The organism is Onishia niordana (assembly GCF_004798965.1).
GTDB lineage: Bacteria > Pseudomonadota > Gammaproteobacteria > Pseudomonadales > Halomonadaceae > Onishia > Onishia niordana.
This window is the reverse complement of sequence record NZ_SDSD01000009.1, coordinates 50444-74313: the sequence shown is the minus strand read 5'-3', so window position 1 is coordinate 74313 and position 23870 is coordinate 50444. Positions and strand designations below refer to the sequence as shown.

Sequence of the window (23870 nt, the reverse complement as noted above, 5' to 3'; positions counted from 1 at the left end):
GCCGGGATCGTCAGTCCAACGGCTGAGCTTCATTTGCCAAGCCAAGGTCCCGATCGCACATCAAGTCGTGGACTTCCTGCAAGCTGGTCGGGTCATCGATGGTTGAGGGAATCGCGAACTCTTTCCCGTCGGCAATCGTGCGCAACAGCTTGCGCAGAATTTTCCCCGAGCGCGTCTTGGGCAGGCGGTTAACCACCAGGACCTGCTTGAGGCTGGCGATGGCGCCAATCCGCTCGCGAACCAGGGTGACCAGCTCACTTTCCAGCTTAGGCTCGTCACCATCAAAGCCATCCTTGGGAATCACCAGGCCGACTGGCACCTGTCCTTTCAGAGCATCGTGTATGCCAATTACCGCGCACTCGGCTACCGCCGGGTGCCCACCGAGCACCTCTTCCATTTCGCCGGTGGAAAGCCGGTGCCCCGCCACGTTGATGACATCATCGGTGCGCCCCATGATGAAAAGATATCCCTCTTCATCGAAGTGGCCACCGTCGCCGGTCAGGTAACAGCCCGGAAACGCTGACATATAGGCCTGTTGGAAACGAACCGGGTCCCCCCATATCCCGACCAAACAACCAGGTGGCATGGGTTCGCGAATCACCACACTGCCCTCTACACCTGCAGGAACCGGCTCACCGTCCCGTCCCAGAACCTGGACATTGAAACCGGGCACCGGGAAAGTCGCCGAGCCGGCCTTGCTGGGCATAGGCTCCAATCCCTGAAGATTAGCGGCAATCGCCCAGCCGGTCTCGGTCTGCCACCAATGATCAATCACAGGCACATTCAGCAGATCGTTCAGCCAATGATAGGTCGGTGGGTCGAGACGTTCACCGGCAAGAAACAGCGTTTTAAGGCAGGAAATATCGTACTTCTCGAGCCACTTGCCATCCGGATCCTCCTTCTTGATCGCTCTGAAGGCCGTAGGTGCTGTGAAAAAGGTCTTGACACCGTACTCGGCGATCAAGCGCCAAAAAGCACCGGCATCCGGTGTGCGTACAGGCTTGCCCTCATAGACCAGCGTGGTGCAGCCACGTAGTAGCGGGGCATAGACGATGTAGGAATGACCCACGACCCAGCCGACATCCGATGCCGAGAAGAATACCTCACCGGGTGCCATGTCATAGATGACATCCATGGAATAGTGCAACGCTACGGCATGGCCGCCATTGTCTCTCACTACACCTTTCGGTTTGCCGGTAGTGCCAGACGTATAGAGTATATACAGGGGATCGGTGGCCTTGACGGGGACACAAGCGGCCGGTTCAGCCTTGCTAACGAGTTCTGCCCAGTCATGATCCCGCTCCCCCATCTCACCACGAGCCTGATCACGTTGAAGAATCACGCAGCCTTCAGGCTGGTGATGACTCTGCATCAGTGCTTCATCGAGCATTGGTTTATAGGGAATGATGCGATCGACCTCGACCCCGCAAGAGGCGGCAATCACTACCTTGGGCTCGGCATCGTCGATGCGCATAGCAAGTTCGTGCGGGGCAAAGCCACCAAACACGACTGAGTGAACGGCACCGAGTCGTGCACATGCATACATCGCCACCAACGCTTCAGGCACCATAGGCATATAGATCACCACGCGGTCACCCTTGCTAACCCCCATCGTCACCAGCGCACCGGCAAACACCGCTACCTCATCACGCAGTTCTCGATAGCTCAGGCGTCGACGCTGCCCCGTGACGGGGGAGTCCCAAAGCACGGCAGCCTGTTGTCCACGGCCCTGATCGACATGATGATCCAACGCGGCATGACAGGTATTCATCTCTCCATCGACAAACCAACGCGCATGCCCCTGCTCGTCGTAGTCGAGGATGGTCGCCGGAGGCGTGAACCAAGGAATGCGATCGGACTGTTCGGCCCAAAAGGATTCAGGCTGATCTTTGGCATGGCGATAGGTGTCGTGATAGCGGCTCATGGCAGTACCTTAAGTGGAAATGAGCATCTTGGACCTCGTTGCGGTTGCAACCCTTGGCGGCCTCCGCACAAACGATTGTTGACACTCTAGAGGTTTTCTCAGGTTTTTCTCTGCGACAATGGGCTAATCATCAGCCTAACCGCCAATATTGTTGACAACGATCAAGCTTCCCGTATATCAGCCAGGCCTCACGAGCGACCTATCAGACGTTGATACTGCGTTGGTCTTAAATGATTCATGCTTGCAGTGTTAATAAAACTTTACTAAACCGATATAAAAGATTCGCTTAATGAAGCGAGTAGCATCCGTCCGATTGCCCTGTAGGCAGTATCTCATCAGTCCGACGAGCATCGTGATGACAGAAACAACGTGGTGCCGGCAATCAACCAAGGAGGGTGATGCTCGAGCATTTCCCTATCCGGCGTGTTTTGCCTTTAACACTGACCTTCAGGCAAGCGCACGCCCGAAACGTCAGGAGACCACTTCATGAGCTCGCGCCAATCCGCCATTCAACTGCTCGAAGCCGGAGACCCAGTCCTGAGCACCGCGACATCGTTGCTTAAGGCAATGGCGAATGAAAACCGGCTTCGCATCCTGTGCCTGCTAGATGAGGTTGAACTCTCTGTTTCCGAGCTCAACGCACGCCTGAGTCTCAGCCAATCTGCCCTGTCACAGCATCTGGCCATTCTTCGCCGGGAAGGCATGGTCACGACCCGGCGCGCGTCTCAAACCATTTATTATTCATTGAAGGGTGATCAGGCGAGGGTCATCATCGACGCCATCAGCCGGCTATACCTGAACCAATCGAATTGACACCCTGCCTCACGCGTAACGACAAACGCCTCGAGAGTTGCCTCGAGGCGCTTGCTTGCAAAGCATCAGCGTATTGTGATCATGAGCCTTGCTTAGCACCTATGCGCTTGTGGGCGATTAAGGGCAGCTGGGTCACAGGCCTAGCGCTTGAGCCACCGACTGGCGTCCACGGCTTCCAGCAGGCGGGTCATGCCCCGCTCGATGCCTGCTGACAGGGAAAGCCCCAACCGTTCGGGAAGCCCTTTCTGTGCCTCTAGGCGTACGGTCAGCACTCGAGCACTCTGCATACGCTTCAGAAGGTAGGCATCGCTGGTCATGACCTCATCGGCCAAGCCTTTCTCGATGGCATCTTGCCCATACCATATTTCACCGGTAGCCAACTGTTCGATATCCATCGACGGACGCCGCTCGCTGATATGGCGTTTGAAGAGGTCATGGGTATGTTCGATATCGGCAAGAAACTTATCGCGCCCCTCTTCGGTATTTTCACCAAGCACCGTAAGTGTTCGCTTGTAGCGCCCGGCAGTCATGACCTCGACATCCACATCATGGCGCTTGAGCAGGCGGTGAACATTGGGGACCTGCGCCACTACCCCTATCGAGCCCAGCACGGCGAAGGGCGCGACCTGAAGGCGATCCGCACAACAGGCCATCATGTAACCACCGCTAGCGGCCACCTTGTCGACACAAATCCGGGTGCTGATGCCAGCTTCACGTAACCGGTCGAGCTGGGCAGCCGCAAGGCCATAGGCATGCACCAGGCCACCGGCAGATTCAAGTCTCACCACCACTTCATCGCCCTCGGTCACGACGTCCAACAGCGCGGAAATCTCCTCCGCAAGGTGTGCCGTCCCCGAGGCTTTGAGATCACCATGGAAGTCGACCACCCAGACACTACTTCGCCCGGGCTTATCGCCACCGTGCTTTTGTGCCTGCTTGTCATCACGGCGAAAAATCTTCAGCAACCGTTTACGGCCTGACGGCTCGGTCGCCGCCAGTTTTAGGCGACGCACTCGCTTGCGCTGGCGAAGATTGAGCTCCTCAATGCGAAGCTGTGAGGGTGTTTCTCCCTGCCCACGACCTTTCGTGATGAGAACGATGATGACACCCAACACCGCCAATACCGTAAGTGCCTGAGCCAAGAACATCGTATAGTCCAATATCCAATCGTTCACTGCTGTCTCCTTGGGTGTGCGCGCTCTCGAACCTGCCGATTCCATCATCCTGCCGACAAACGGAAAAGCTTTTCGGCAGGGGATCATATAAAGTCTTGATCAAAACATTCGTTTTAAATAGCCTCAGTCAGGATAGAGGCTATCAATGCCCTCGCCTTTTTCCATCGCTGCCTTTTTTCATCGCTGCTATCGCCCCCAAGGATTCATCATGACCGACAACGTACTCGAAAAACTCCAGACACGCTTCGACTCTCAGGCGGCGCAAGGCATGGACGATGTATTCCAATTCAATTTCAGCGACAAGGGCAGCTACTACCTGGTGGTCAAGGAGGGTAGCCTGGATATTCAGGAAGGCGAGCACGACGATCCCTCGGTGACGCTGTCAATGTCCAGCGACACACTGAAAGGCGTTATGAACGGTGATATCAGTGGGATGAGTGCCTTCATGAGCGGCCAGCTCAAAGCGACCGGGAATGTCATGCTGGCAACACGATTGAACAGCCTGTTCCCAGGCCGCTAACCTCATCGGCTCGCCTTACGCCCCTCAACGACATCATGCGAAGGCGGCCCATCATTGATGTGACCCGCCTTTTGCCTTGCTTAGTAGCCTCGCGCTGAGACAGCCTTCAGATGGGTATCGATCAACTGTCTGGAGATCGAAAAATCAGGGGGTAGCTCGGGCAGTTCGTGGGGATGAAACCAGGCCGCATCGGCGATTTCCCGGTCATCGACGCGAATATCTCGGCTAGCTGCCTCGGCGAAGTACCCGAGCATCAGCGAATGCGGAAATGGCCAGGCCTGACTGCGGAAATAGCTGGTTCGCCCGACCGAGACACCGACCTCTTCGAACACTTCGCGCCGGACGGCTTCTTCTGCCGATTCACCCGGCTCGATGAAGCCCGCGAGGGTCGAATAACGCCCCACCGGGAAGCGCGGACTCCGCCCCAGGAGCATGGCATCACCGTGAGTGACCAGGGTGATAATACACGGTGAGATACGTGGGTAGTTGCGATGACCACAGGCATCACAGTGCATCGCAAACTCCCAGGCGACATGGCGGGCCCGGCTGCCACAGCGGCCACAGAAGCGGTGATTCTGCCACCAACTGGCGACCTGCAGCGCAGTCGACATCAGCGGAAAATAATCGTAAGGCAAGCTCGACAGCCAGGCACGTCCATCTGGCCAATTTTCTGCGGCCTGAGGGTCATCATCATCGAATACCAGCGCTATTGGCTGGTTATGCCAGTAGCCAAGGGGAAGCGCTTCGGAAGGCCAGGGACCAGGGCCGTGCAGGGGAGCGCGCTCCTCCCCGGGAGCGAATCGCCCTCGGTGCAGGCGAAGCATCCATCCTGACGACGCTCCCTTGGGAAGAATGCGCTGAAACATCAGCTCACCTCGCCATCAGGCGAACCAGGCACCTGGGGCCAGCCTGGTAAATGATCCCAGGCACACTCGCCCGACGCTTCGCGTATTCCTGCCAACTTGGCATGATGCGCCGCCAACTCTGCATCGTTTGGCGCAATGACAGTGAGACGCGGGCGCGTCTCATCCAGGCGTCGGATATCACTGCTCTGCTGAGCGCTGTCTTGTTCATTGCCAGACTGGGCATCCAACGTCAGTGCTGTTTGCCCACCGGTCATGTGCAGATACACATCGGCCAGGATCTCGGCATCCAACAACGCGCCGTGCAGCACTCGATGGCCATTCTCTATCTGATAGCGCTTGCATAGCGCATCAAGGCTATTTCTCTGCCCTGGGTGCATCTTACGCGCCATTACCAGCGTATCGAGTATCCGGCAATGGTCTGCGACGGGCCCCAGAGGCGTGCTGCGCGTGGCGTTGAGCATCGACAGCTCGTTATCGATGAAGCCAACATCGAAGGGCGCATTATGAATAACCAGTTCGGCGCCTTCGATAAAGGCCCAGAATTCATCAGCAATCGCCGCAAAGACGGGCTCGTTGGCTACACGGTCATTGGTAATCCCGTGAATGCCGATCGCCTCTTCCTCAATCACCCGCTCCGGGTTAATGAACTGATGGTAAGTGCGACCGGTCAGGCGTCGATTGATCATCTCCACACCCCCGATCTCGATCAGGCGATGCCCATCACGAGGGTCGATGCCCGTGGTTTCGGTATCAAGAATGATCTGACGCATGATATCTCTCTGTGTTTTAGCGGGCTTTCTGATTAGGAATGACGCTATGTCGTCTCGGTTGTCAGCAAGGTCAGCGGCACTGAGTCCGTCACGATGTCCGTCACGATGGCTGCACGCATGAATCGTAAGCGATATCCATGCGTCCTCAGGGTGGTGTTGCGGTACTAGCGCCAGCTTACGGGCGGCAAACCAAGGGGCGGCTGCTAGCCAGCCGAGGCTTGATGCTCGTCAATGGCCTCGTTTGCCAAGGCATCTGCGGCATCGTTTCCTGGATGGCCACTATGGCCCTTGACCCAGTGCCATTCGATGGAGTGGCGATGCGTTTCCTTGAGTAGCTCCTGCCAAAGCTCAGCATTCTTGACCGGTTGGCGAGACGCTGTTTTCCAGCCCTTTTTCTGCCAGCCATGGATCCACTCGGTGATGCCCTTACGCAAGTACTGAGAATCGGTCCATATTGCCACTTGGCACTCTCGCTTGAGCTCACGTAGGGCCATGATGGCTGCCATCAGCTCCATTCGATTATTGGTGGTTCTGGCTTCAAACCCCTTGAGCCGCTTCTCGTGATCACCGCTCTTCATAAGGGCGCCCCACCCTCCAGGGCCAGGATTTCCTCGACAGGCCCCATCGGTATAAATCGTCACGCTGGTTAATGCGGTGTCAGTCACCCTCGGTCATCCTATCGGGTTGTCGTGCCAAGCCGGTTGCACGGCCAATGCCGGCAGCTCCCAGCGAAGAACTCATCCTCAGCCGCGGCCGCTGCACGGTCGCCAGATGTGAACGACGCCGAGCACGTATCATGAACGTATCCCCGAGCGGCAGATTATAACGCCGACCCAGGGCCTCAAGGCCGGTATTGCGGGGCGCGCCACCCGGCCAGTGAAAACCGCAGTAGTCTACCCGTTCGATCTCAAAATCGACAAATGTCAGCCAGTCCTTGAGCCGGCCAGGCGTTCGCCATTGACCCTTCCAAGGCAAGCGCCGACGTTTGTTGGGCAAGAAACGATTCCAGCCGGAGACGCCCTGGGGACTCCAGCCGAAGATAAGCAATCGCCCCTCATCCGCCGTGACTCTGGCGGCTTCCTGCAGGACATGATGAGGCTGAGCGACTACCTCCAACAGGTGATGGATCACCACCAGCGTCATGGATTCGTCAGGCAAGGGAAGCTGCTCGGGCAGGCAAACCAGCGTTGAGGGATGCTCGGCAAGCTCATGCGTGGGTGACCACTGGATGGAGTGGTTAATAGGGCACATGTCAGTCAGGGGCGATGTCATCCCCAGCTCAAGGCTGTGGGCACCGAATAAACGCTCGCAGACAGGCCCCAGGCAGGCGCGCTCCGCTGTCCAGTGCGCACGCCCATCCTCAGTGGACCAGTAGCGACGGGCTTCTCGCACCATCCTTGCCAGGTATATCGGATCAGGCGAATTTGACACGCTATGCCGGAGCCTCCAAGGTAACGACTATTTTTGACAACGGCCATCTAGGCATCATGCAGAATTGCCTGCGATGACATGATAGTTAGTCGGTATAGCTCACATCACTGTGCACGATGGTGAACCGCCCTCCTAAGATACGGCCATCTCTATCTCTGTCATGCCTGAAAGAATCGAGGCACCCAAGGGATGATGGGTAACTCGCCAAGGCGAGATATGATCGAGGTGGCCCCGGTGATGATGCACACAGATGATACTGGGCGGAAGAAGTGCGCTTCAAATAGGCGTGAGCGCAGAGACCATTCATATACTGATACGCCATTTACCGCCACCATGCTCGCCTGCTTATTGATTCGCAACCGCTGACAGCAATATAGCAGCATGAATCGCCCGACATGATGCCGCCTAACATCGAGGATACTCCCCCCATGCTGAGCGTGACACCGATCCCGGCCTTCAAGGACAACTACATCTGGCTATTGCGCCAGGACACAAGCCCCAAGGTGGCAGTTGTCGATCCGGGCGATGCCTCGCCGGTTATAGAGTTCCTGGAGCGTGAGGGCTTGACCCTTGGCACCATCCTCATCACTCATCATCACCCCGATCATACCGGTGGCCTTCCTGAACTTATCGAACGCTACCATCCCCGCGTCATTGGCCCGGATAACCCGAGGATAGACGGCATTGATGAACGCTTGGCAGATGGTGACGAGTGCCTTGTAATGGGGCGGCGTTTCGAAGTCATGGCGGTACCTGGCCACACGCTGGATCATATCGCCTTCTTTGCTGCTGGCGTGCCTCCTCTTCTGTTTTGTGGTGACACCCTATTCTGCGGAGGCTGTGGCCGACTCTTCGAGGGCACAGCCGAACAGATGCATGCCTCGCTCTCACGGCTGACCACCCTGCCCGGCGATACTCTGGTTTTCGCCGCGCATGAATACACGCTTGCCAATCTAGAGTTTGCCAAGGCTGCCGACCCAGCCAATACGCTACTCGATGCCTTTCAGCGAGATTGCAAACGAGCACGCGAGCTTGAGCGGCCAACGCTTCCCAGCAACATGGCACGCGAGATGCAGATCAACCCGTTTCTGCGCAGTGATCAGCCAAGCGTTCAGCAGGCCGCCGCTCACCAAGGCAAAGCAGACACGCCGCTTGCCACCTTCACCACCCTTCGTGCCTGGAAAGATGCCTTTTAAGTCACTCTGGCCCTTTACTCATCAGGCCCGACAATTTTCATTCCCCAAGAACCATCTGCCCCTGGACGCACTAGCATCGCGCCCGAGAGGACCCTAGTTTTATGTCAACTTACATCACTGCGCGCCGCCGGATTATTTGTATGACCGGTACGCTCATCATTAGTAGCCTGACTCTTGCTGCCTTCGCGGCCAAAGCCAATACGCTTGATACTAGCGACGATCACCATGAAAGCGGAGAGCACCAAAACTTCCAGTACGACCACCAGCCCACTCGCCATTTCTGGGACGAGCTAGCACTCAAGAAACCGGATCTTTGGGAGACGCTGCGCGAGCGCTTTGCCTGGCAGGACCAGGTCGATCAACCTCGTGTACAGGAATGGATTGACCATTATCAGCAACACCCTCGAAGCATCGCCGACATCATCCATCGTTCACGCCCCTGGATGCACTGGATCATCAGCCGCGTCGAAGATCGCGGACTACCCGGCGAAATCGCCCTGCTGCCCTTCGTTGAGAGCGCCTTCGATACCCAGGCCCGCAGTCATCGCGGCGCCACTGGGCTATGGCAATTCATGCCGCGCACCGGTGACGCTCTGGGACTGACGCGCACTCGTGGCTACGACGGTAGACTGGACGTAGTGGCAGCCACCGAGGCGGCGCTCGACTACCTTGAGAGCCAGGCGGACCAGTGGTACGAGGGCGACATGGAACTGTCGCTTGCCGCCTACAACGCAGGCGCTGGTACCGTTAACCGAGCCCAGCGTGCCGCAGAGAGCCGAGGGCAAGCATCTGACTACTGGAACCTCGACTTGCCGGGCGAGACCATGAACTATGTGCCCAAATTGCTAGCAATTTCGGCCATCATCAATGATCCAGAGCGCTATCAGGTGTCGTTGCCCACTATCGACAACACCCCTGCCGTTGCCGCGGTCGAAATCGAGGTTCCTCTAAGTCTTGCTCGCCTGTCCCATATGGCCAATGTCAGTGCGGAGCGTCTTGAAGCCCTAAACCCAGGGAGTCTTGATGGCTTCTTGAATCCAGCCAATACGCCGGAAATCGTTGTGCCCGCCGACGCCAAGGCCACGCTGTTAGCCAACCTGAATAGCGTCTCCACTGGCACCGTTCGTTACGTGGTGAGCGGTGGCGATAACCTGTCGGCCATTGCCGATCGGCATAACGTAAGCCTGGCATCTCTTCGCCAGCGCAACGGTCTTAGTGGTGACATGATCCGCGCCGGACAGACACTGTATATCCCCAACCAGACAATCCTGGCCTCGAACTAACATTCCGAAGGATGCGCGGCCGTTTTGGTGGATAGCGCGCAGCAGAGTTTACAAGTCACGCGCCGGCTGACACTTTAACGACTGGGCTCGCATCACCAGATGTGAGCCGCCTGACAGGATTCAAGGACGTCGCCGATGATCACTGCTGCCTTCCCCCTTAATGCCCGAACGTCTCGGGGCTGCTTCATTATTTCCTGGGTTGCTATGGCGAGCCTGGCCTTACCGGTTATGGCGATAGCATCGACCCCAGCGACTACGGTTCATGGTTTGGCACTCTATGGGGCGCCTGCCCTGCCAGCAGACTTCAAGCATTTCCCCTACGTCAATCCAGACGCGCCCAAAGGCGGAAGCCTGTTACGGGCAGCCATTGGTGGCAGCTTTGACTCGACCAACCCTTTCATCGTGCGTGGCACCGCTGCCGCCGGCCTAGACCAGGTATATGACACCCTGCTCGAGGGCAACCCGGACGAGACCTTTTCAAGTTACGGCCTCCTCGCTGAGGGCATTCGCCTTGATCCAAAGCGCCGCTGGATCGAGTTCGACCTGAGACCCGAGGCACGCTTTCATGACGGAGAGCCGGTCGAGGCCAGTGATGTGGTGTTCAGCTTCGAGACCCTGACTGAACAGGGACAACCCTTCTATGCGGCTTATTACGAAGATGTCAGCGGCGTCCGTGCACTGGATGAAGACACCGTCCGCTTTGATTTCGCGCCGGATAATTCCCGAGAACTGCCACTGATCATCGGCCAACTGCCGATCCTGCCCGAACATTACTGGGCCGATCGCGACTTTACCGCTACCACGCTGGACCCACTTCTCGGCTCAGGCCCTTATCGCATCAGCGAGGTACAGCCCGGTCAACGCATTGTCTATGAGCGGGTGGAAGACTATTGGGGCAAGAACCTGCCAGTGAATCAGGGCCGCCACAATATCGGCGAACTGGTTTATGACTACTATCGCGATCAGACAGTGGCACTGGAGGCCTTCAAGGCCGGTAATCTGGACATGCGCATTGAGTCCAGCGCCCGCCAGTGGGCTATCGCCTATGACTTCCCGGCCGCCGAGAACGGCTTCGTCAAGCAACTGGCGATTCAGGATGGCCAGCCGTCCGGGATGCAGGCCTATGTGATGAACCTGAGACGCGATACCTTCCAGGATCCCCGCGTTCGCGAAGCCATCAACCTAGCTTTCGATTTTTCCTGGCTCAACGACAATCTTTTCTATGGCGCCTACGAGCGCAGCCAGAGCTTTTTCGAAAACTCTCCCATGGCGGCCAACGGCTTGCCTTCAGAAGAAGAGCTTGCCCTGCTTGAGCCCTTTCGCGACCAGCTCCCCGCTGCCGTCTTCGAAACACCTCTGCCACTGGAAGAACCTGAGAAGCTGCGACCACGCCTGGCCAAAGCGTTGGAACTGCTCAACGAAGCTGGCTATGTCGTCCGCGATGGGACGATGACCCATGTTGATACCGGGAAGCCGTTAAGCGTAGAAGTGCTGCTCTACGACACTCAGTTCGAGCGTGTCGTCCAGCCACTGCTGCGCAATCTGGCCCGCCTCGGCGTGCAAGGCGATATTCGCATCGTTGATGTAAACCAGTATTTAAATCGACTGCGCAGCTTCGATTACGACATGATCGTCGGCAGCTTCCCGCAGTCCAACAACCCAGGCAATGAGCAGCGCGAGTACTGGACCAGTGATTACGCACACAAACCTCAGAGTCGCAACTTGATTGGCCTGGAAAATCCGGCGATCGATTCACTGGTCGAGACGCTGATTCGCGCCGATAGCCGCGACGAGCTCAACACCGCTGCCCACGCCCTGGATCGCGTGCTGCGCCATGGGTTCTATGTCGTCCCTCAGTGGTATCTCGACAAAACACGTATCGCCGTGTGGGACATGTTCGACTATCCGCAGCCATTTCCAGAGTACAATCTCGATCTGGCCGCCTGGTGGGTCGACCCAGAACGGGCAGCCGACATCAGGAAGCGCCAGCGGAGTCGCTGATAATAGCGCCCCACCTCCCTGATCCGGCACCTGATCAGGGAAGGTGGGACGCTTGCAATATCTATTGCTCCCCCCCTAAGCGAGATCCATGGAAACCCGACATCACATGACCGGATATGCCCTGCATCAAGGTCCCGGGCCTTTTCACTAAAACTACTGCTGGAATGCTAAAAAGGACTCTTCGTGCCTGCCTACGTCCTTCGCCGCCTTTTGCTGATGATTCCTACGCTGCTGGGAATCCTGTTGCTCAACTTCATCATCGTTCAAGCCGCGCCTGGCGGCCCCATCGATCAGATGCTCGCACGGACCCAGGGGCTGGACAGCTCAGCCAGCACGCGGCTCGAGGGCGGTGGCGGTGATCGTGTTCAGGGGGAGTCCCGCGGCTCGAGAGGCATCGAAGAACGCTTCATCGCTCAGCTCGAGGAACAGTTTGGCTTCGACAAACCGGCCCATGAACGTTTTTTCGACATGCTCGGGAGCTATGCCACCTTCGATTTCGGCGAGAGCTTCTTTCGCGACCGACCGGTCGTTGACCTGATGATCGAGCGGTTGCCGGTGTCGATCTCTCTGGGACTCTGGACGACTCTGCTGGTCTACCTGATATCGATTCCCCTGGGAGTGCGTAAGGCCTTGCGCCATGGCTCACCCTTCGATGTCTGGACCTCAGGTCTGGTGATCGTCGGCTATGCAATCCCCGGGTTTCTGTTCGCGATCCTGCTGATCGTACTGTTCGCAGGCGGCAGCTACTTCGATGTCTTCCCGTTACGCGGTCTGACCTCGCCGGATTTCGACACGCTTTCCACCTGGGGCAAGATCAAGGACTATTTCTGGCACATCTCATTGCCCGTGCTGGCATCCGCGATCGGTAGTTTTGCCACGCTGACCATGTTGACCAAGAACAGTTTTCTCGACGAGATCCACAAGCAGTACGTACTCACCGCGCGAGCCAAGGGCGCGAGCGACCGCCAAGTGCTTTATGGTCACGTCTTTCGCAACGCCATGCTGATTATCATTGCCGGCCTACCCTCGGCGCTGATCGGTATATTCTTCACGGGCTCACTGCTGATCGAGGTTATCTTCTCCCTCAACGGGCTTGGCCTTCTCGGCTTCGAAGCCGTCATGCAACGCGACTATCCGGTGATTTTCGGCACCCTCTACCTGTACACCCTGATCGGCCTGATCCTGAAGCTGATATCCGATCTGACCTACGTGTGGGTCGATCCCCGCATTGATTTTGCGACGAGGGAAGCCTGATGATCGGCACCCGATGGTTCCAGTCACTGTCACCTATCACACGCCGCCGACTCGCTGTCTTCAATGGCAACGGTCGGGCTCGGATTTCGCTATGGTTGTTCCTTGGCCTGTTCATCTTGAGCCTTGGGGCCGAGCTGATCGCCAATGACAAGCCCCTGGTCATGCAGTATCAAGGCGACTGGTATGTACCGCTTTTGGTCGACTACCCGGAGACGGAGTTCGGTGGATTCCTGCCGACGACCACCGACTATCGCGACCCCTATGTGCGCGAGGCCATCGAAGCTGAAGGCTGGATGCTGTGGCCGCCGATCCCTTACTCCTACCAGACGCTGGACATGGAGCTCAGCCGACCAGCCCCTTCCTCACCGGATGGGCGTCACTGGCTGGGTACCGACGATCAGGGTCGCGATGTACTAGCACGAGTGATCTATGGGTTCCGGCTCTCGGTGATCTTCGCTCTGGTGCTGACCATCGGTTCACTGATAATGGGTGTGGCTATCGGCGGCATTCAGGGATACTTCGGCGGTAAGGTCGACTTGATCGGCCAGCGGGTGATCGAGATCTGGTCGGGGCTTCCAGTGCTATTCCTGCTGATTATCCTGGCGAGCCTGGTCGAACCCAACTTGTGGTGGCTGCTTGGCATCATGCTGCTGTTTTCCTGGCTGGGGCTGGTTGACGTCGTCCGCGCCGAGTTCCTGCGCGCACGTAATCTCGAATACGTGCGCGCAGCCAAGGCCATGGGCCTGCCCTCTCACCTGATCATGTGGCGCCATGTGCTGCCCAATGCCATGGTCGCTACGTTGACCTTCATCCCCTTTCTGTTTACTGGCGCCATCACGACCCTGACCGCCCTGGATTTTCTGGGATTTGGTCTTCCGCCTGGCTCGCCCTCACTTGGCGAACTGGTCGCACAGGGCAAGAACAACCTTCAAGCCCCCTGGCTCGGCATCACCGCCTTTGTGAGCCTTTCATTGATGTTGTCGCTGCTGGTGTTCATCGGCGAAGGGCTACGTGATGCCTTCGACCCACGCCACATTCAGACCAGCCCCAAGGCACAGGTGGCCACCCGCACTGAGGCCAGGAGCACGGACGATGCCTGAGATGAAGACTCCCCATACCGGCCGCCCACTGCTGAGCCTGGATGAGTTGACCATCAGCTTCGATGGCGAGACGGTCGTCGATGGCCTCTCGTTGCATATCCATGCTGGCGAAGCACTGGCCCTGGTCGGCGAGTCGGGCTCCGGCAAGTCGGTCAGTGCCCTTGGTGCCATGAACCTGCTGCCAGGCAATGCCCAGGTTAGCGGACGCCGCCAACTCGGTGAGACCAACCTGGAAACGCTTAAACGCCGGGATTGGCAGGGGCTACTAGGCAGCAGAGTGGGCTTCGTCTTTCAGGAGCCCATGACCTCGTTGAACCCGCTGCATACCGTCGAGAAGCAGATCGGCGAGACGCTACGGCTCCATCAGGGGCTTAGTGGCAAAGCCGCCCGCGCCAGAGCCCGCGAGCTGCTGGTTCAGGTCAAATTACCCCGACCCGATGAGCTGCTTGATGCCTGGCCCCACCAGCTATCTGGCGGCCAACGCCAGCGGGTGATGATCGCGATGGCGATCGCCAATGAGCCGGACCTTTTGATCGCCGATGAGCCCACCACGGCGCTCGACGTCACTGTGCAGCAGGATATCCTGGCGCTGCTCAGAGAACTTCGCGAGCGCCATGGAATGGGCATGCTGTTGATCACCCATGACCTGAACCTGGTGCGTCGCCATGCCGATCGGGTCTGCGTGCTCTATCACGGCCGCGAGCAGGAAACCGGGCCGGTGGAGCGCGTGTTCCGCGACCCGCAGAGCCACTATACCCGCACGTTACTGGATGCCGAGCCGCGGGGCCGGCCCCTGACACTCGACACCCCGCCGATGCTGCTGGCCGCCCGGTCATTACGCGTCGCCTTCTCACGACCCAAGCGCCTGTTCTCACGCACTCCCCCACCCTTCGTCGCCGTGCAGCCCCTCGACCTGATCCTTCGCCGTGGTGAGACACTGGGTATCGTCGGCGAATCAGGTTCAGGGAAGACGACCCTTGCCATGGCACTGCTGCGCCTGACCAGAAGCGACGGGGAGATCGATTTCGCAGGCGAACGGCTGGATACGCTCAGCGGTAACACCCTGCGCCAACAGCGGCGACGCTTCCAGATCGTCTTCCAGGACCCTTACGGTTCGCTGTCGCCTCGCCTGCCTGTCGCCAAGATCATCAGTGAAGGCCTTCGCTTTCATCATCCCGATCTCGATGACGCTGAAATCGAGCGCCGCGTACAGGCGACGCTAGTTGAAGTCGGCCTTCCCAGCGACTGCGCCTCACGCTACCCCCACGAATTCTCCGGTGGACAGCGCCAGCGCATTGCCGTGGCGAGAGCCATCATCCTAGAGCCTGAACTCATCGTGCTCGACGAGCCGACCTCTGCGTTGGACCGTACCGTACAGAAGCAGTTGGTCGAGCTGCTTAGGGATTTGCAGGCAAGACGTGGGCTGAGCTATCTCTTCATCAGCCATGACCTCGCCGTGGTCCGGACCATGGCGCATCGTGTCATGGTCATGAAAGACGGCGAGGTAGTCGAAGAAGGCACAAGCGAGCAGGTGCTGGGCGCACCGCAGACGTCCTACACCAGAGCACTTGTCGAGGCCGCCGGCCTAGCGCCGGCGACTGACTGAGGCGAAGAAGAGCGGGCTTTACAGCTGACCTACCGCCAGAGATAGTGAGCGTACTGACGACAGGGGCGCCGGCAAGTCGCCGGCTGAGAGGCACCCTTCGAACCTGATCCGGATAATGCCGGCGGAGGGAGTCGTGTGGTAGATGCTTGCTGCGCCTGCCACACGGCCGCCTCCGCCACGGAGGCCCAATGACCCGCCCAATGAGTAGCATCGACCCCGTTCCTCACCTGATGCGCGTTCGTGAGACAGCGCCGCTGATCCACAACATCACCAACTACGTCGCCATGAATGCCATGGCCAATGTGCTGCTGGCCATCGGCGCGTCACCGGCCATGGTGCACGCTCGCGAGGAAGCCGCCGAGTTTGCTGGCCTGGCGCAGGCTTTGACGATCAACATCGGCACCCTGTCACCACACTGGGTCGACGCCATGCTGGAGGCCGCAAGAGCGGCCAATGCCGTCGGCACACCCTGGGTACTGGATCCGGTCGCCGTGGGGGCCACTCACTATCGCCGCCAGACGGCCAAGCAGCTGCTTGAGCTGTCACCGACCGTGATCCGCGGCAATGCCTCTGAAATCATTGCGCTGGCAGGCCAAAGCAAGTCCGGACGCGGTGTCGACAGTACCGATGCCTACGACGATGCCATTGACTCAGCCCTTCAACTGGCCCGCCACACAGGCGCGGTGGTTGCTGTCACCGGCGAACAGGATCTGGTCACCGATGGCCAACGCCTGGTGAGAGTCGAAGGGGGATATCCGCTGATGCCCAAGGTCACGACCCTGGGGTGCTCGTTAACCGGTGTCGTCGCCGCCTTCATCGCCGCTGCCGAGGATACCTTGACGGCCACCGTTGCCGCCCTTTGCTGCTATGCCACAGCTGGGGAACTGGCGGGCCGTGAAGCCAAGGGGCCCGGCAGTTTCGCCGTGGCCTTCATCGATGCCTTGCATGCACTTGATGCACAGGCACTGGAAGGCCGTCATCTGGACATTGAAGATGCCTGATCGTCGCCCAGCCAAGTCATTCGATCTGTCCTTGTACCTCGTCACCGATACCAGACTATGTGCCGGTACAGGCATCATAGACACGGTGCTTGCCGCTGTTCGCGGTGGCGTCACGATGGTCCAGCTGCGTGACAAAGAAGCCAGCGACACCGAGCTTATCGCTCAAGCTCAAACGCTGATGAAGGCACTTCGTGGCAGCGGCGTTCCCCTGATCATCAACGATCGACTGGAGGTCGCCCTCGCCGCCAAGGCGGATGGCTTACATATCGGCCAGGGAGACGGCGATGTCTCCGAGGCACGGCGAAAGCTGGGGCCAGACGCCATCCTGGGACTCTCAGTTGAAAATCGCACCCAACTTCGAGCCCTAAACAAGCAAGAGCTAGACTACATCGGCCTTGGCCCGGTGTTTGCCACCACCAGCAAGCAGGATCATGCACTCCCGCTAGGAGTGGAAGGCCTCACTGAACTGGTCACGGCCAGCCCCTTGCCAACGGTCGCCATCGGCGGTTTGAAGGTCGAGCATGCAGAGGCAATTTTGGCAACGGGTGCCGATGGGCTGGCGGTGATCTCGGCGATTTGCGGTCAAGTCGATCCCCAGGCGGCCGCACGCGCCTTTGGCATGAAACGACTACACTGAACTGAGTCGTGGTAGGCCTAGTCATATCCCGCAGCGAGACGTCATGATGGGCGCTCGTGAACGAAAAGGTGTTCGGATACAGAATCAAGGAGACATTGATATGAAGATGCTGACGCAAAGTACCGGCCGCTGGTTAACGGCTCTAGCGCTAACAGTGCTTGCCATGCCGGCCATGGCCATGGAGGGAGTCGGTTTTGCGGCACCGGAGGACGGTGCAGAGGTATCGAATCCGATAGAGGTCGAAATGGAGGTCATGGGCATGCAGGTCGAGCCTGCGGGCACCATGAAGGAAGGCACAGGCCATCATCATCTGATCATTGATGCCGGGCCGGTGGCCAAAGGAGAAATCATTCCCGCCGATGATAGCCATATCCACTTCGGCGGCGGTCAAACCAGCCATGAATTAAGCCTGAAACCGGGCGAACACACCCTGACGCTTCAGTTCGCCGATGGCGAGCACAAGTCCTATGGGCAAGACTGGTCACGCACCATCACGATAAACGTCGTCGAATAACCCCTTCCAGGCTCACCATTGCTATCTCTGCTGGTGAGCCTTACCCCCTAGCTTGTTTCAAAGTAAAGTAAGTGATTTCGTCGAGACCTTACTTATCTGCCTGCCTTCCAACTGTTATGCCCGTCGCATCTCGCCGACTATATATCGGTGGATGTCCTCATGATTGCCGGACGGCCAACTGATGCAGACTAGATTTGAGCTTTTTGCGTTGTTTAACGTAAGAGAATTGCTGAATATAGTGGGGTAACTCATCGGCATAATCACGCTGTGGCTTGTCTATCAAAGACCCCATACGTATCGACCACTCGCTGCTGCTAGCAGAGTGTTCCATGACCAACTCGGGATACTCAGCCGAGAACAATTCAGACGCTCCGACACGCTCTGAAACCAAGGTCGGTGTTCCACAGGCCATGGCTTCAATGACAACACGTCCAAACTCTTCTATGTGGGCCGGCAGCACAAAAAGATCCAAGGCACCATAAAGGCTTTCGACATCTGGCACAGTGGTTCGCCATATCATTCGATCAGCAATACCTACCGATGCAGCAAGGGAACTATACGGTGTCGTATCATCTTTACCGACCACCATGAAGCGGTAACGATCCGGAAAAGTACGATCCAGATCAGCGGCCATCGCAATGAACCCCATGACATTACGTTTAGCGAAATTCCCCGACGTCACAAGGCCGATCAACCTTTCATCCTCGGAAACGCCAAGCTCATCACGCTTACGAGTTCGTCCGTTACGAGCCCGCTCAAGGTTGAACTGCTCGGGGTCATAACCAGGATAACTAATTTCTATCTTGGCAGGATCAATACCATAGCGCTCCATCAGATCTCGCTCCATTAAACGCGAGTTGACGGCCACTTGACGAAAACTGCCAGTATTCAGCACATGGTCATGAATTGAGGCAACCTCATGTTTCGCAGGAAGTTCTCGCCCATTAATATAATGCTCGGCCAAATGTACACAGTTATGCAGGTAAACGGTATCTTGCGTCTCGCAGTCACCATGGCTGATCAAAAGTGCTGGACGATGACGTCGCGACCAAGCCTGGACACATCGATTGAACCAGAATCTGCGAAAAGGCCCCTTTAAGGGCCAGCGCCACAAACGTATCAATTCGGCACCATGGCTATTTGCCAATGCAGGCTTGCCACGTTCAGCAAGAATAACCACACGATAGCCTAGTTCGACCAAGGCCCCGGCTTGCTCAAAGGCATTCCGGCTGGCACCCGTGCTTTTTTCAACCTGGCGAATGGCAATTGCAGCTAGGGGCTTATCCTTATCCAATGCGCTCATTTTGCTTTGATCGCCAATGAATCACCGCGCCCAACAGCGAAGTACATTAACCCTGCGCCCTTGACGGCCTTTGGCGAGAACAGGTTGCGACCATCGACCACCACCGGCATGGCGAGCTGCGCCTTGAGCCAATCGAAATCGAGGACACGGAACTCCTTCCACTCCGTGCAAATCACCAACGCATCGGCGCCCTTCACCGCCTGAATCCGGTCGGCAACCAGCACCAGGTCATCGCGATCACCGTAAATACGACGACACTCCTTCATCGCCTCCGGGTCGTAGGCTTGTACCTTGGCACCGGCAGCCCACAGCGCTTCCATCACGTCGCGGCTCGGCGCATCGCGCATATCATCGGTGTTGGGCTTGAACGACAGCCCCCACAAGGCGATGGTCTTACCGGCCAGGTCGCCGTCAAAGGCCTGATTGAGTTTGGCAAACAGGGTGCTCTTCTGGCGACGGTTGACGGTCTCGACGGCATGGAGAAGATCCGCGGGGTAGTCGACTTCACTGGCGGTACGCGCCAGTGCCTGGACATCCTTGGGGAAGCAGGAGCCGCCGTAACCACAACCCGGGTAGATGAAGTGATAGCCAATCCGCGGGTCACTCCCGATGCCCTGGCGTACCTGCTCGACATCGGCGCCCAGCCGCTCGGCCAGATTGGCGATCTCATTCATGAAGCTGATCTTGGTCGCCAGCATGGCGTTGGCGGCGTACTTGGTCAGTTCGGCGGCCCGCACATCCATGAATATCATCTTTTCATGGTTGCGGTTATAGGGAGCGTAGCATTCACGCATCCGCGTCTTGACGTGTTCGGCGTCGGTCCCCACCACGATGCGGGCGCCGCCGCTGAAGTCCTCAATGGCCGCGCCTTCCTTGAGAAACTCCGGATTCGAGCAGACATCAAAGTCGATCTCCACGCCTCGCTCAGCCAAGGTATGGGCGACAGCGTCACGGACACGGTCGGCGGTACCCACCGGCACGGTGGACTTATCGATGATGATCTTGGACTCGTTCATGTGCTCGCCGATGGTCTTGGCCACCGACAGCACATACTTAAGATCGGCGCTGCCATCTTCGTCCGGCGGCGTGCCAACGGCAATGAACTGCAATTCCCCATGCGTCACAGCCGTCGCCGCGTCCGTGGTGAAGCGCAGCCGACCCGATGCCACGTTGGTGGATACCATCGCCTCAAGACCGGGCTCATAGATCGGAATGTCACCTTGATGGAGGCGCGCGATCTTGTCGGCATCCACGTCCATGCACATGACGTCATGGCCCACATCGGCCAGGCAGGTGCCGGTAACCAGGCCTACGTATCCTGTGCCGAAAATGGTGATCTTCATTCAATGACTCCTAACTCAAGATAACGAAAGCCCGCACACCAAAGGCAGTGTGCCTAAGCGCTGGAGGATACCGGAATGATACCTTAGGCGTCCCACTGGCTGCATTGCTGAAGGCCAAGGAACAACCAAGAGCATCAGCAAGCCAGACATGCAAAATGGCATTTTAAGGCGATGGAGCCACGGATGGGCCGTATAGACATAGGCTCTCTGGCTGGCCGAACGATCCTCAAGGCGTTACCGGGGAGAGGCGACGACACAAATAGGCAGATATAAATCGACCAGACACAACAAGGCCCGCATTGAGCGGGCCTTGTTTAGTGAGGCTTTAAGCCTCTAGCGCTTGGTTCAACCAAGCCCAGCAGCGTTACGCCGGCTGGATGTTCGAAGCCTGCAGGCCTTTCTGGCCTTGAGTTACTTCGAAAGTCACTTCTTGACCGTCTTGGAGAGACTTGAAGCCTTCCATTTTGATTTCGGAGAAGTGAGCAAAGACGTCGTCGCCGCCGTCGGACGGAGCGATGAAGCCGAAGCCTTTTGCGTCGTTGAACCACTTAACTGTGCCAGTTGCCATCTTAACGATCCTTACGCTTTTGCGCGTTGATACTATTGCCGGGTGTTACCCGTTAAACAGTGGGTAAACAAGAAAGAAATACACCAGCACGATCAAAGGGGACCGCTTACAACTGACGTTCTACTACTTGCTAACCAACTGTGTGCACTGTGAAGCTTTTGCGGAGCTGGGTCAACCCCAGTCTTGCTTGCGACTGGTTCACCCCAACGGTTTACCCTAACCAAACATCCAGGAAAAGCATTATCACCAACCCGATAGACAGCCCGGCGGTCGCCTTGTTCTGGTGACCATTGCGATGCGTCTCGGGAATGATTTCGTGACTGATGACATAGAGCATGGCCCCTGCAGCAAAAGCCAACCCCCAAGGTAATAGCAGTGACGATAGCGTCGTTATGCCGGCACCTATAAGCCCGCCCAGACACTCGACCAAGCCTGTCATGGCGGCGACCCCCCAAGCCTGGCTACGCCGATATCCCTCACCCATCAGCGCTACAGCGACGGCCAGTCCTTCCGGCATGTTCTGCAGGCCAATCCCCACGGCAAGCGGCATCCCGCCTGCCATCCCATCTGATCCAAAACCGACGCCTACTGCCAATCCTTCCGGAAAATTATGGATAGTGATCGCCATGATGAATAACCAGACCCGCCGCAGCGAGACACTTGAAGGCCCCTCTGGTCCAGTCTCGAAGTGTTCATGCGGCAAGAACTCATTGAGAAGCGCCACGCCACCAATGCCTAGAAGGATGGCTGCTGAGGCAATGGCAGCCGGTATCATGCCTGCCCCGTATTGCCCCTCTGCCGTGTCGAGAGCGGGAATGATCAAGGAGAAAAATGACGCAGAGAGCATGACGCCGGCAGCGAATCCCAGCGACAAATCACGAATACTGGGTGAGGGAATCTTTCCAAAAAGAACAGGCAAAGCGCCAACGGCCGTCATCAGGCCTGCGACCAGACTGCCAAGCGTGCCGAGCATCAGGGGAGACAGACTACTGATATCAGGCATGAGTGGGATATTCCCTTTATCTCTGGAGACGACGTGATGGCGCGCGAGAGCTCCTCGGCCAACCTCAACGCTTTAGCCTACCTACCCTTTATCCCAAAGGGTATGACAGCAACTGATACTCAATCCAAGCTAGGCTAGGGTAAGACAGAAAAATGTCGCTACCACCGGTGCGATTTCGGACAAGTGCAGTTCCCTACTTCTTCAACCCTATCCCCTAAGTACCATTACACAGGAGTTCGCTATGCCTTTGTCCTCCCACTCGTCATCCGCCAGCACGTCGACCTTGGCTGAGCGGCTGAACGCCGGCGAGGCGCCACGGGCCTCGGACACCCTGCTGATCAATGAGCAATCACGCCTGCGCGAGGCCGGCGGCGAGCGCGTGATCAAGTTCGGCTTCGGCCAGTCGCCCTTCCCGGTCTTCGCACCAGCTGTAGACGCCCTGGCCATCCATGCCGCTGACAAGGCTTATCTACCCGTACAGGGGCTGGCCACGACTCGGGAAGCGGTCGCCTCCTTTCATCGCGAGGTCGATGGGGTGGACTGGCAAGCCGATGAAATGCTGTTAGCGCCCGGCTCGAAGTTACTGCTGTTCGCCCTGATGAAGGCGCTGCCCGCCGACGCCGAGGTGCTGATTCCGGATCCGGCTTGGGTCTCCTACGCTCCTCAGGCACGCATGTGCCATCTCGCCACCCGGCGCCTGCCCTGCAGCTTCGAGAGCCGCTGGCATGTCACCGCAGCCTCCCTAGAGGCGGCGCTGGCCGATAGCAGCGAGACGGGCAACCGGGTGCGTCTTTTGATCCTCAACCAGCCTAGCAACCCTACCGGCCTGTCGATGAGCCATGCCGAGCAGGCGGAGCTCGCGGCGGTGGCCCAGCGCCACGGGCTACTGGTCCTATCCGACGAGATCTACGGCGTGCTCGACCATGACGGCAGCCACCGTGCCTTCGCCCGGGACTACCCGGCGGGCACCGTGACCACCACCGGCCTATCAAAGTGGTGCGGCGCAGGCGGATGGCGCTTCGGAGCCATGCACGTGCCCTCTGCCCTCGGCGAAGCGCTGTTTTCCCGACTGCTCGGCATCGCCTCCGAGACCTGGTCGAGCGTTGCAAGCCCCGTTCAAGAAGCCGCCTGCGTGGCCTACCAGCGTTCGCCAGCGCTGGACAGCTATATCAACCGCCAGCGCGAGATTCTCGCCGAGGTCGGTCAATGGGCCGCCGAGGAGCTCACTGCCGCGGGTATCCGCACCCATGCACCCAACGGGGGCTTCTATCTGTATCCGGATTTCGAGGCCCATCGCGAGACCCTGGCCAAACGTGGCATCACTACCGGCAGTGAACTGACGCAGGCGCTGCTCGAGGAATGCGGTGTGGCGCTGCTGCCTGGCTCCGCCTTCGGTGCCCCGACCGAACGGCTGACGGCGCGCCTGGCGTATGTGGACTTCGATGGCGATGCCCTGCTGGCCACCTCTGGGCCTGTGATGGCGCACCCGGGCCTCGAGAATGTACGGGATGGCATTCAGGCGCTTACCGAATTTTCCAGGAAGCTCGAAGGCAACTAAGGTA

General features: G+C 58.0%; 22 protein-coding genes and 1 riboswitch. Of the genes, 12 read left to right on the top strand and 10 right to left on the bottom strand.

All coding sequences use genetic code 11. The features are described from left to right. Positions 1-10: 10 nt before the first annotated feature. A complete protein-coding gene (locus tag ETC27_RS15025; RefSeq protein WP_136255813.1) occupies positions 11-1924 on the bottom strand; it encodes a propionyl-CoA synthetase in 1914 nt (637 codons plus the stop codon). 486 nt (positions 1925-2410) lie between these two features. Here ETC27_RS15025 and ETC27_RS15020 point away from each other — a divergent pair, with 486 nt between their 5' ends. Continuing rightward, positions 2411-2737, top strand: a complete 327-nt coding sequence (locus tag ETC27_RS15020) for an ArsR/SmtB family transcription factor (RefSeq protein ID WP_136255812.1) — start codon at positions 2411-2413, stop codon at positions 2735-2737. A gap of 140 nt (positions 2738-2877) precedes the next feature. On the opposite strand, the gene sohB is transcribed toward ETC27_RS15020, so the two are convergent. Further along, the gene (gene sohB, locus ETC27_RS15015) at positions 2878-3912 is read right to left on the bottom strand and encodes a protease SohB (RefSeq protein WP_136255811.1); all 1035 of its coding nucleotides are present in this window, start codon (positions 3910-3912) and stop codon (positions 2878-2880) included. 208 nt (positions 3913-4120) lie between these two features. On the opposite strand from sohB, the gene ETC27_RS15010 reads away from it, so the two are divergent. Then, the gene (locus tag ETC27_RS15010) at positions 4121-4432 is read left to right on the top strand and encodes an SCP2 sterol-binding domain-containing protein (RefSeq protein WP_136255810.1); all 312 of its coding nucleotides are present in this window, start codon (positions 4121-4123) and stop codon (positions 4430-4432) included. An 80-nt stretch (positions 4433-4512) separates the two neighbouring features. On the opposite strand, the gene nudC is transcribed toward ETC27_RS15010, so the two are convergent. The 4 genes from nudC to ETC27_RS14990 all read right to left on the bottom strand — a co-directional run bounded on the left by nudC (position 4513) and on the right by ETC27_RS14990 (position 7340). Next, the gene (gene nudC / locus ETC27_RS15005; RefSeq protein WP_136255809.1) at positions 4513-5298 is read right to left on the bottom strand and encodes an NAD(+) diphosphatase; all 786 of its coding nucleotides are present in this window, start codon (positions 5296-5298) and stop codon (positions 4513-4515) included. Continuing rightward, positions 5298-6068, bottom strand: coding sequence for a DNA polymerase III subunit epsilon (gene dnaQ / locus ETC27_RS15000; protein ID WP_136255808.1), 771 nt, complete (start codon positions 6066-6068; stop codon positions 5298-5300). The genes nudC and dnaQ overlap by 1 nt, the downstream gene beginning before the upstream one ends. Positions 6069-6271: 203 nt before the next feature. After that, the gene (rnhA, locus tag ETC27_RS14995) at positions 6272-6733 is read right to left on the bottom strand and encodes a ribonuclease HI (protein ID WP_136255807.1); all 462 of its coding nucleotides are present in this window, start codon (positions 6731-6733) and stop codon (positions 6272-6274) included. Further along, entirely contained in the window at positions 6726-7340 is a 615-nt protein-coding gene (locus tag ETC27_RS14990) for a class I SAM-dependent methyltransferase (protein WP_240724942.1), read from the bottom strand. The genes rnhA and ETC27_RS14990 overlap by 8 nt, the downstream gene beginning before the upstream one ends. Before the next feature lie 587 nt (positions 7341-7927). Between ETC27_RS14990 and gloB the strand changes: the two genes are divergently transcribed. The 9 genes from gloB (at position 7928) to ETC27_RS14945 (ending at position 18091) form a co-directional block, all read left to right on the top strand. Continuing rightward, a complete protein-coding gene (gloB, locus tag ETC27_RS14985; RefSeq protein ID WP_136255806.1) occupies positions 7928-8695 on the top strand; it encodes a hydroxyacylglutathione hydrolase in 768 nt (255 codons plus the stop codon). A gap of 140 nt (positions 8696-8835) precedes the next feature. After that, positions 8836-9978 (top strand): transglycosylase SLT domain-containing protein, encoded by a 1143-nt coding sequence (locus ETC27_RS14980; RefSeq protein WP_240724941.1) that lies wholly within the window; start codon positions 8836-8838, stop codon positions 9976-9978. Between the two features lie 204 nt (positions 9979-10182). Then, a complete protein-coding gene (locus ETC27_RS14975; RefSeq protein WP_136255842.1) occupies positions 10183-11979 on the top strand; it encodes an extracellular solute-binding protein in 1797 nt (598 codons plus the stop codon). A 183-nt stretch (positions 11980-12162) separates the two neighbouring features. Next, on the top strand, positions 12163-13233 hold the full coding sequence (locus ETC27_RS14970) for a microcin C ABC transporter permease YejB (protein WP_136255804.1): 1071 nt from the start codon (positions 12163-12165) through the stop codon (positions 13231-13233). After that, positions 13233-14333, top strand: a complete 1101-nt coding sequence (locus ETC27_RS14965) for an ABC transporter permease (RefSeq protein ID WP_136255803.1) — start codon at positions 13233-13235, stop codon at positions 14331-14333. The genes ETC27_RS14970 and ETC27_RS14965 overlap by 1 nt, the downstream gene beginning before the upstream one ends. A gap of 1 nt (position 14334) precedes the next feature. Further along, a complete protein-coding gene (locus ETC27_RS14960) occupies positions 14335-15939 on the top strand; it encodes an ABC transporter ATP-binding protein (protein ID WP_136255841.1) in 1605 nt (534 codons plus the stop codon). A 51-nt stretch (positions 15940-15990) separates the two neighbouring features. Next, positions 15991-16086, top strand: a riboswitch (TPP riboswitch). Between the two features lie 41 nt (positions 16087-16127). Then, complete coding sequence (thiM, locus tag ETC27_RS14955) at positions 16128-16940, top strand: hydroxyethylthiazole kinase (RefSeq protein ID WP_240724939.1); 813 nt, start codon at positions 16128-16130, stop codon at positions 16938-16940. Next, positions 16933-17577, top strand: coding sequence for a thiamine phosphate synthase (gene thiE / locus ETC27_RS14950; RefSeq protein ID WP_136255802.1), 645 nt, complete (start codon positions 16933-16935; stop codon positions 17575-17577). Before thiM ends, thiE begins: the two co-directional genes overlap by 8 nt. A 43-nt stretch (positions 17578-17620) precedes the next feature. Beyond that, the gene (locus ETC27_RS14945; RefSeq protein WP_240724938.1) at positions 17621-18091 is read left to right on the top strand and encodes a DUF4399 domain-containing protein; all 471 of its coding nucleotides are present in this window, start codon (positions 17621-17623) and stop codon (positions 18089-18091) included. Between the two features lie 157 nt (positions 18092-18248). On the opposite strand, the gene ETC27_RS14940 is transcribed toward ETC27_RS14945, so the two are convergent. The 4 genes from ETC27_RS14940 to ETC27_RS14925 all read right to left on the bottom strand — a co-directional run bounded on the left by ETC27_RS14940 (position 18249) and on the right by ETC27_RS14925 (position 22308). Further along, positions 18249-19394, bottom strand: a complete 1146-nt coding sequence (locus ETC27_RS14940) for a glycosyltransferase (protein ID WP_240724937.1) — start codon at positions 19392-19394, stop codon at positions 18249-18251. Then, positions 19391-20737, bottom strand: coding sequence for a UDP-glucose dehydrogenase family protein (locus ETC27_RS14935; RefSeq protein WP_136255801.1), 1347 nt, complete (start codon positions 20735-20737; stop codon positions 19391-19393). Before ETC27_RS14935 ends, ETC27_RS14940 begins: the two co-directional genes overlap by 4 nt. Positions 20738-21101: 364 nt before the next feature. Further along, positions 21102-21305: a cold-shock protein gene (locus ETC27_RS14930; protein WP_092523673.1), complete on the bottom strand. Its 204-nt coding sequence runs from the start codon at positions 21303-21305 to the stop codon at positions 21102-21104. A gap of 211 nt (positions 21306-21516) precedes the next feature. Further along, positions 21517-22308, bottom strand: a complete 792-nt coding sequence (locus ETC27_RS14925) for a ZIP family metal transporter (protein ID WP_205742750.1) — start codon at positions 22306-22308, stop codon at positions 21517-21519. A gap of 241 nt (positions 22309-22549) precedes the next feature. Here ETC27_RS14925 and ETC27_RS14920 point away from each other — a divergent pair, with 241 nt between their 5' ends. Next, complete coding sequence (locus ETC27_RS14920) at positions 22550-23866, top strand: pyridoxal phosphate-dependent aminotransferase (protein ID WP_136255800.1); 1317 nt, start codon at positions 22550-22552, stop codon at positions 23864-23866. Positions 23867-23870: the final 4 nt, after the last annotated feature.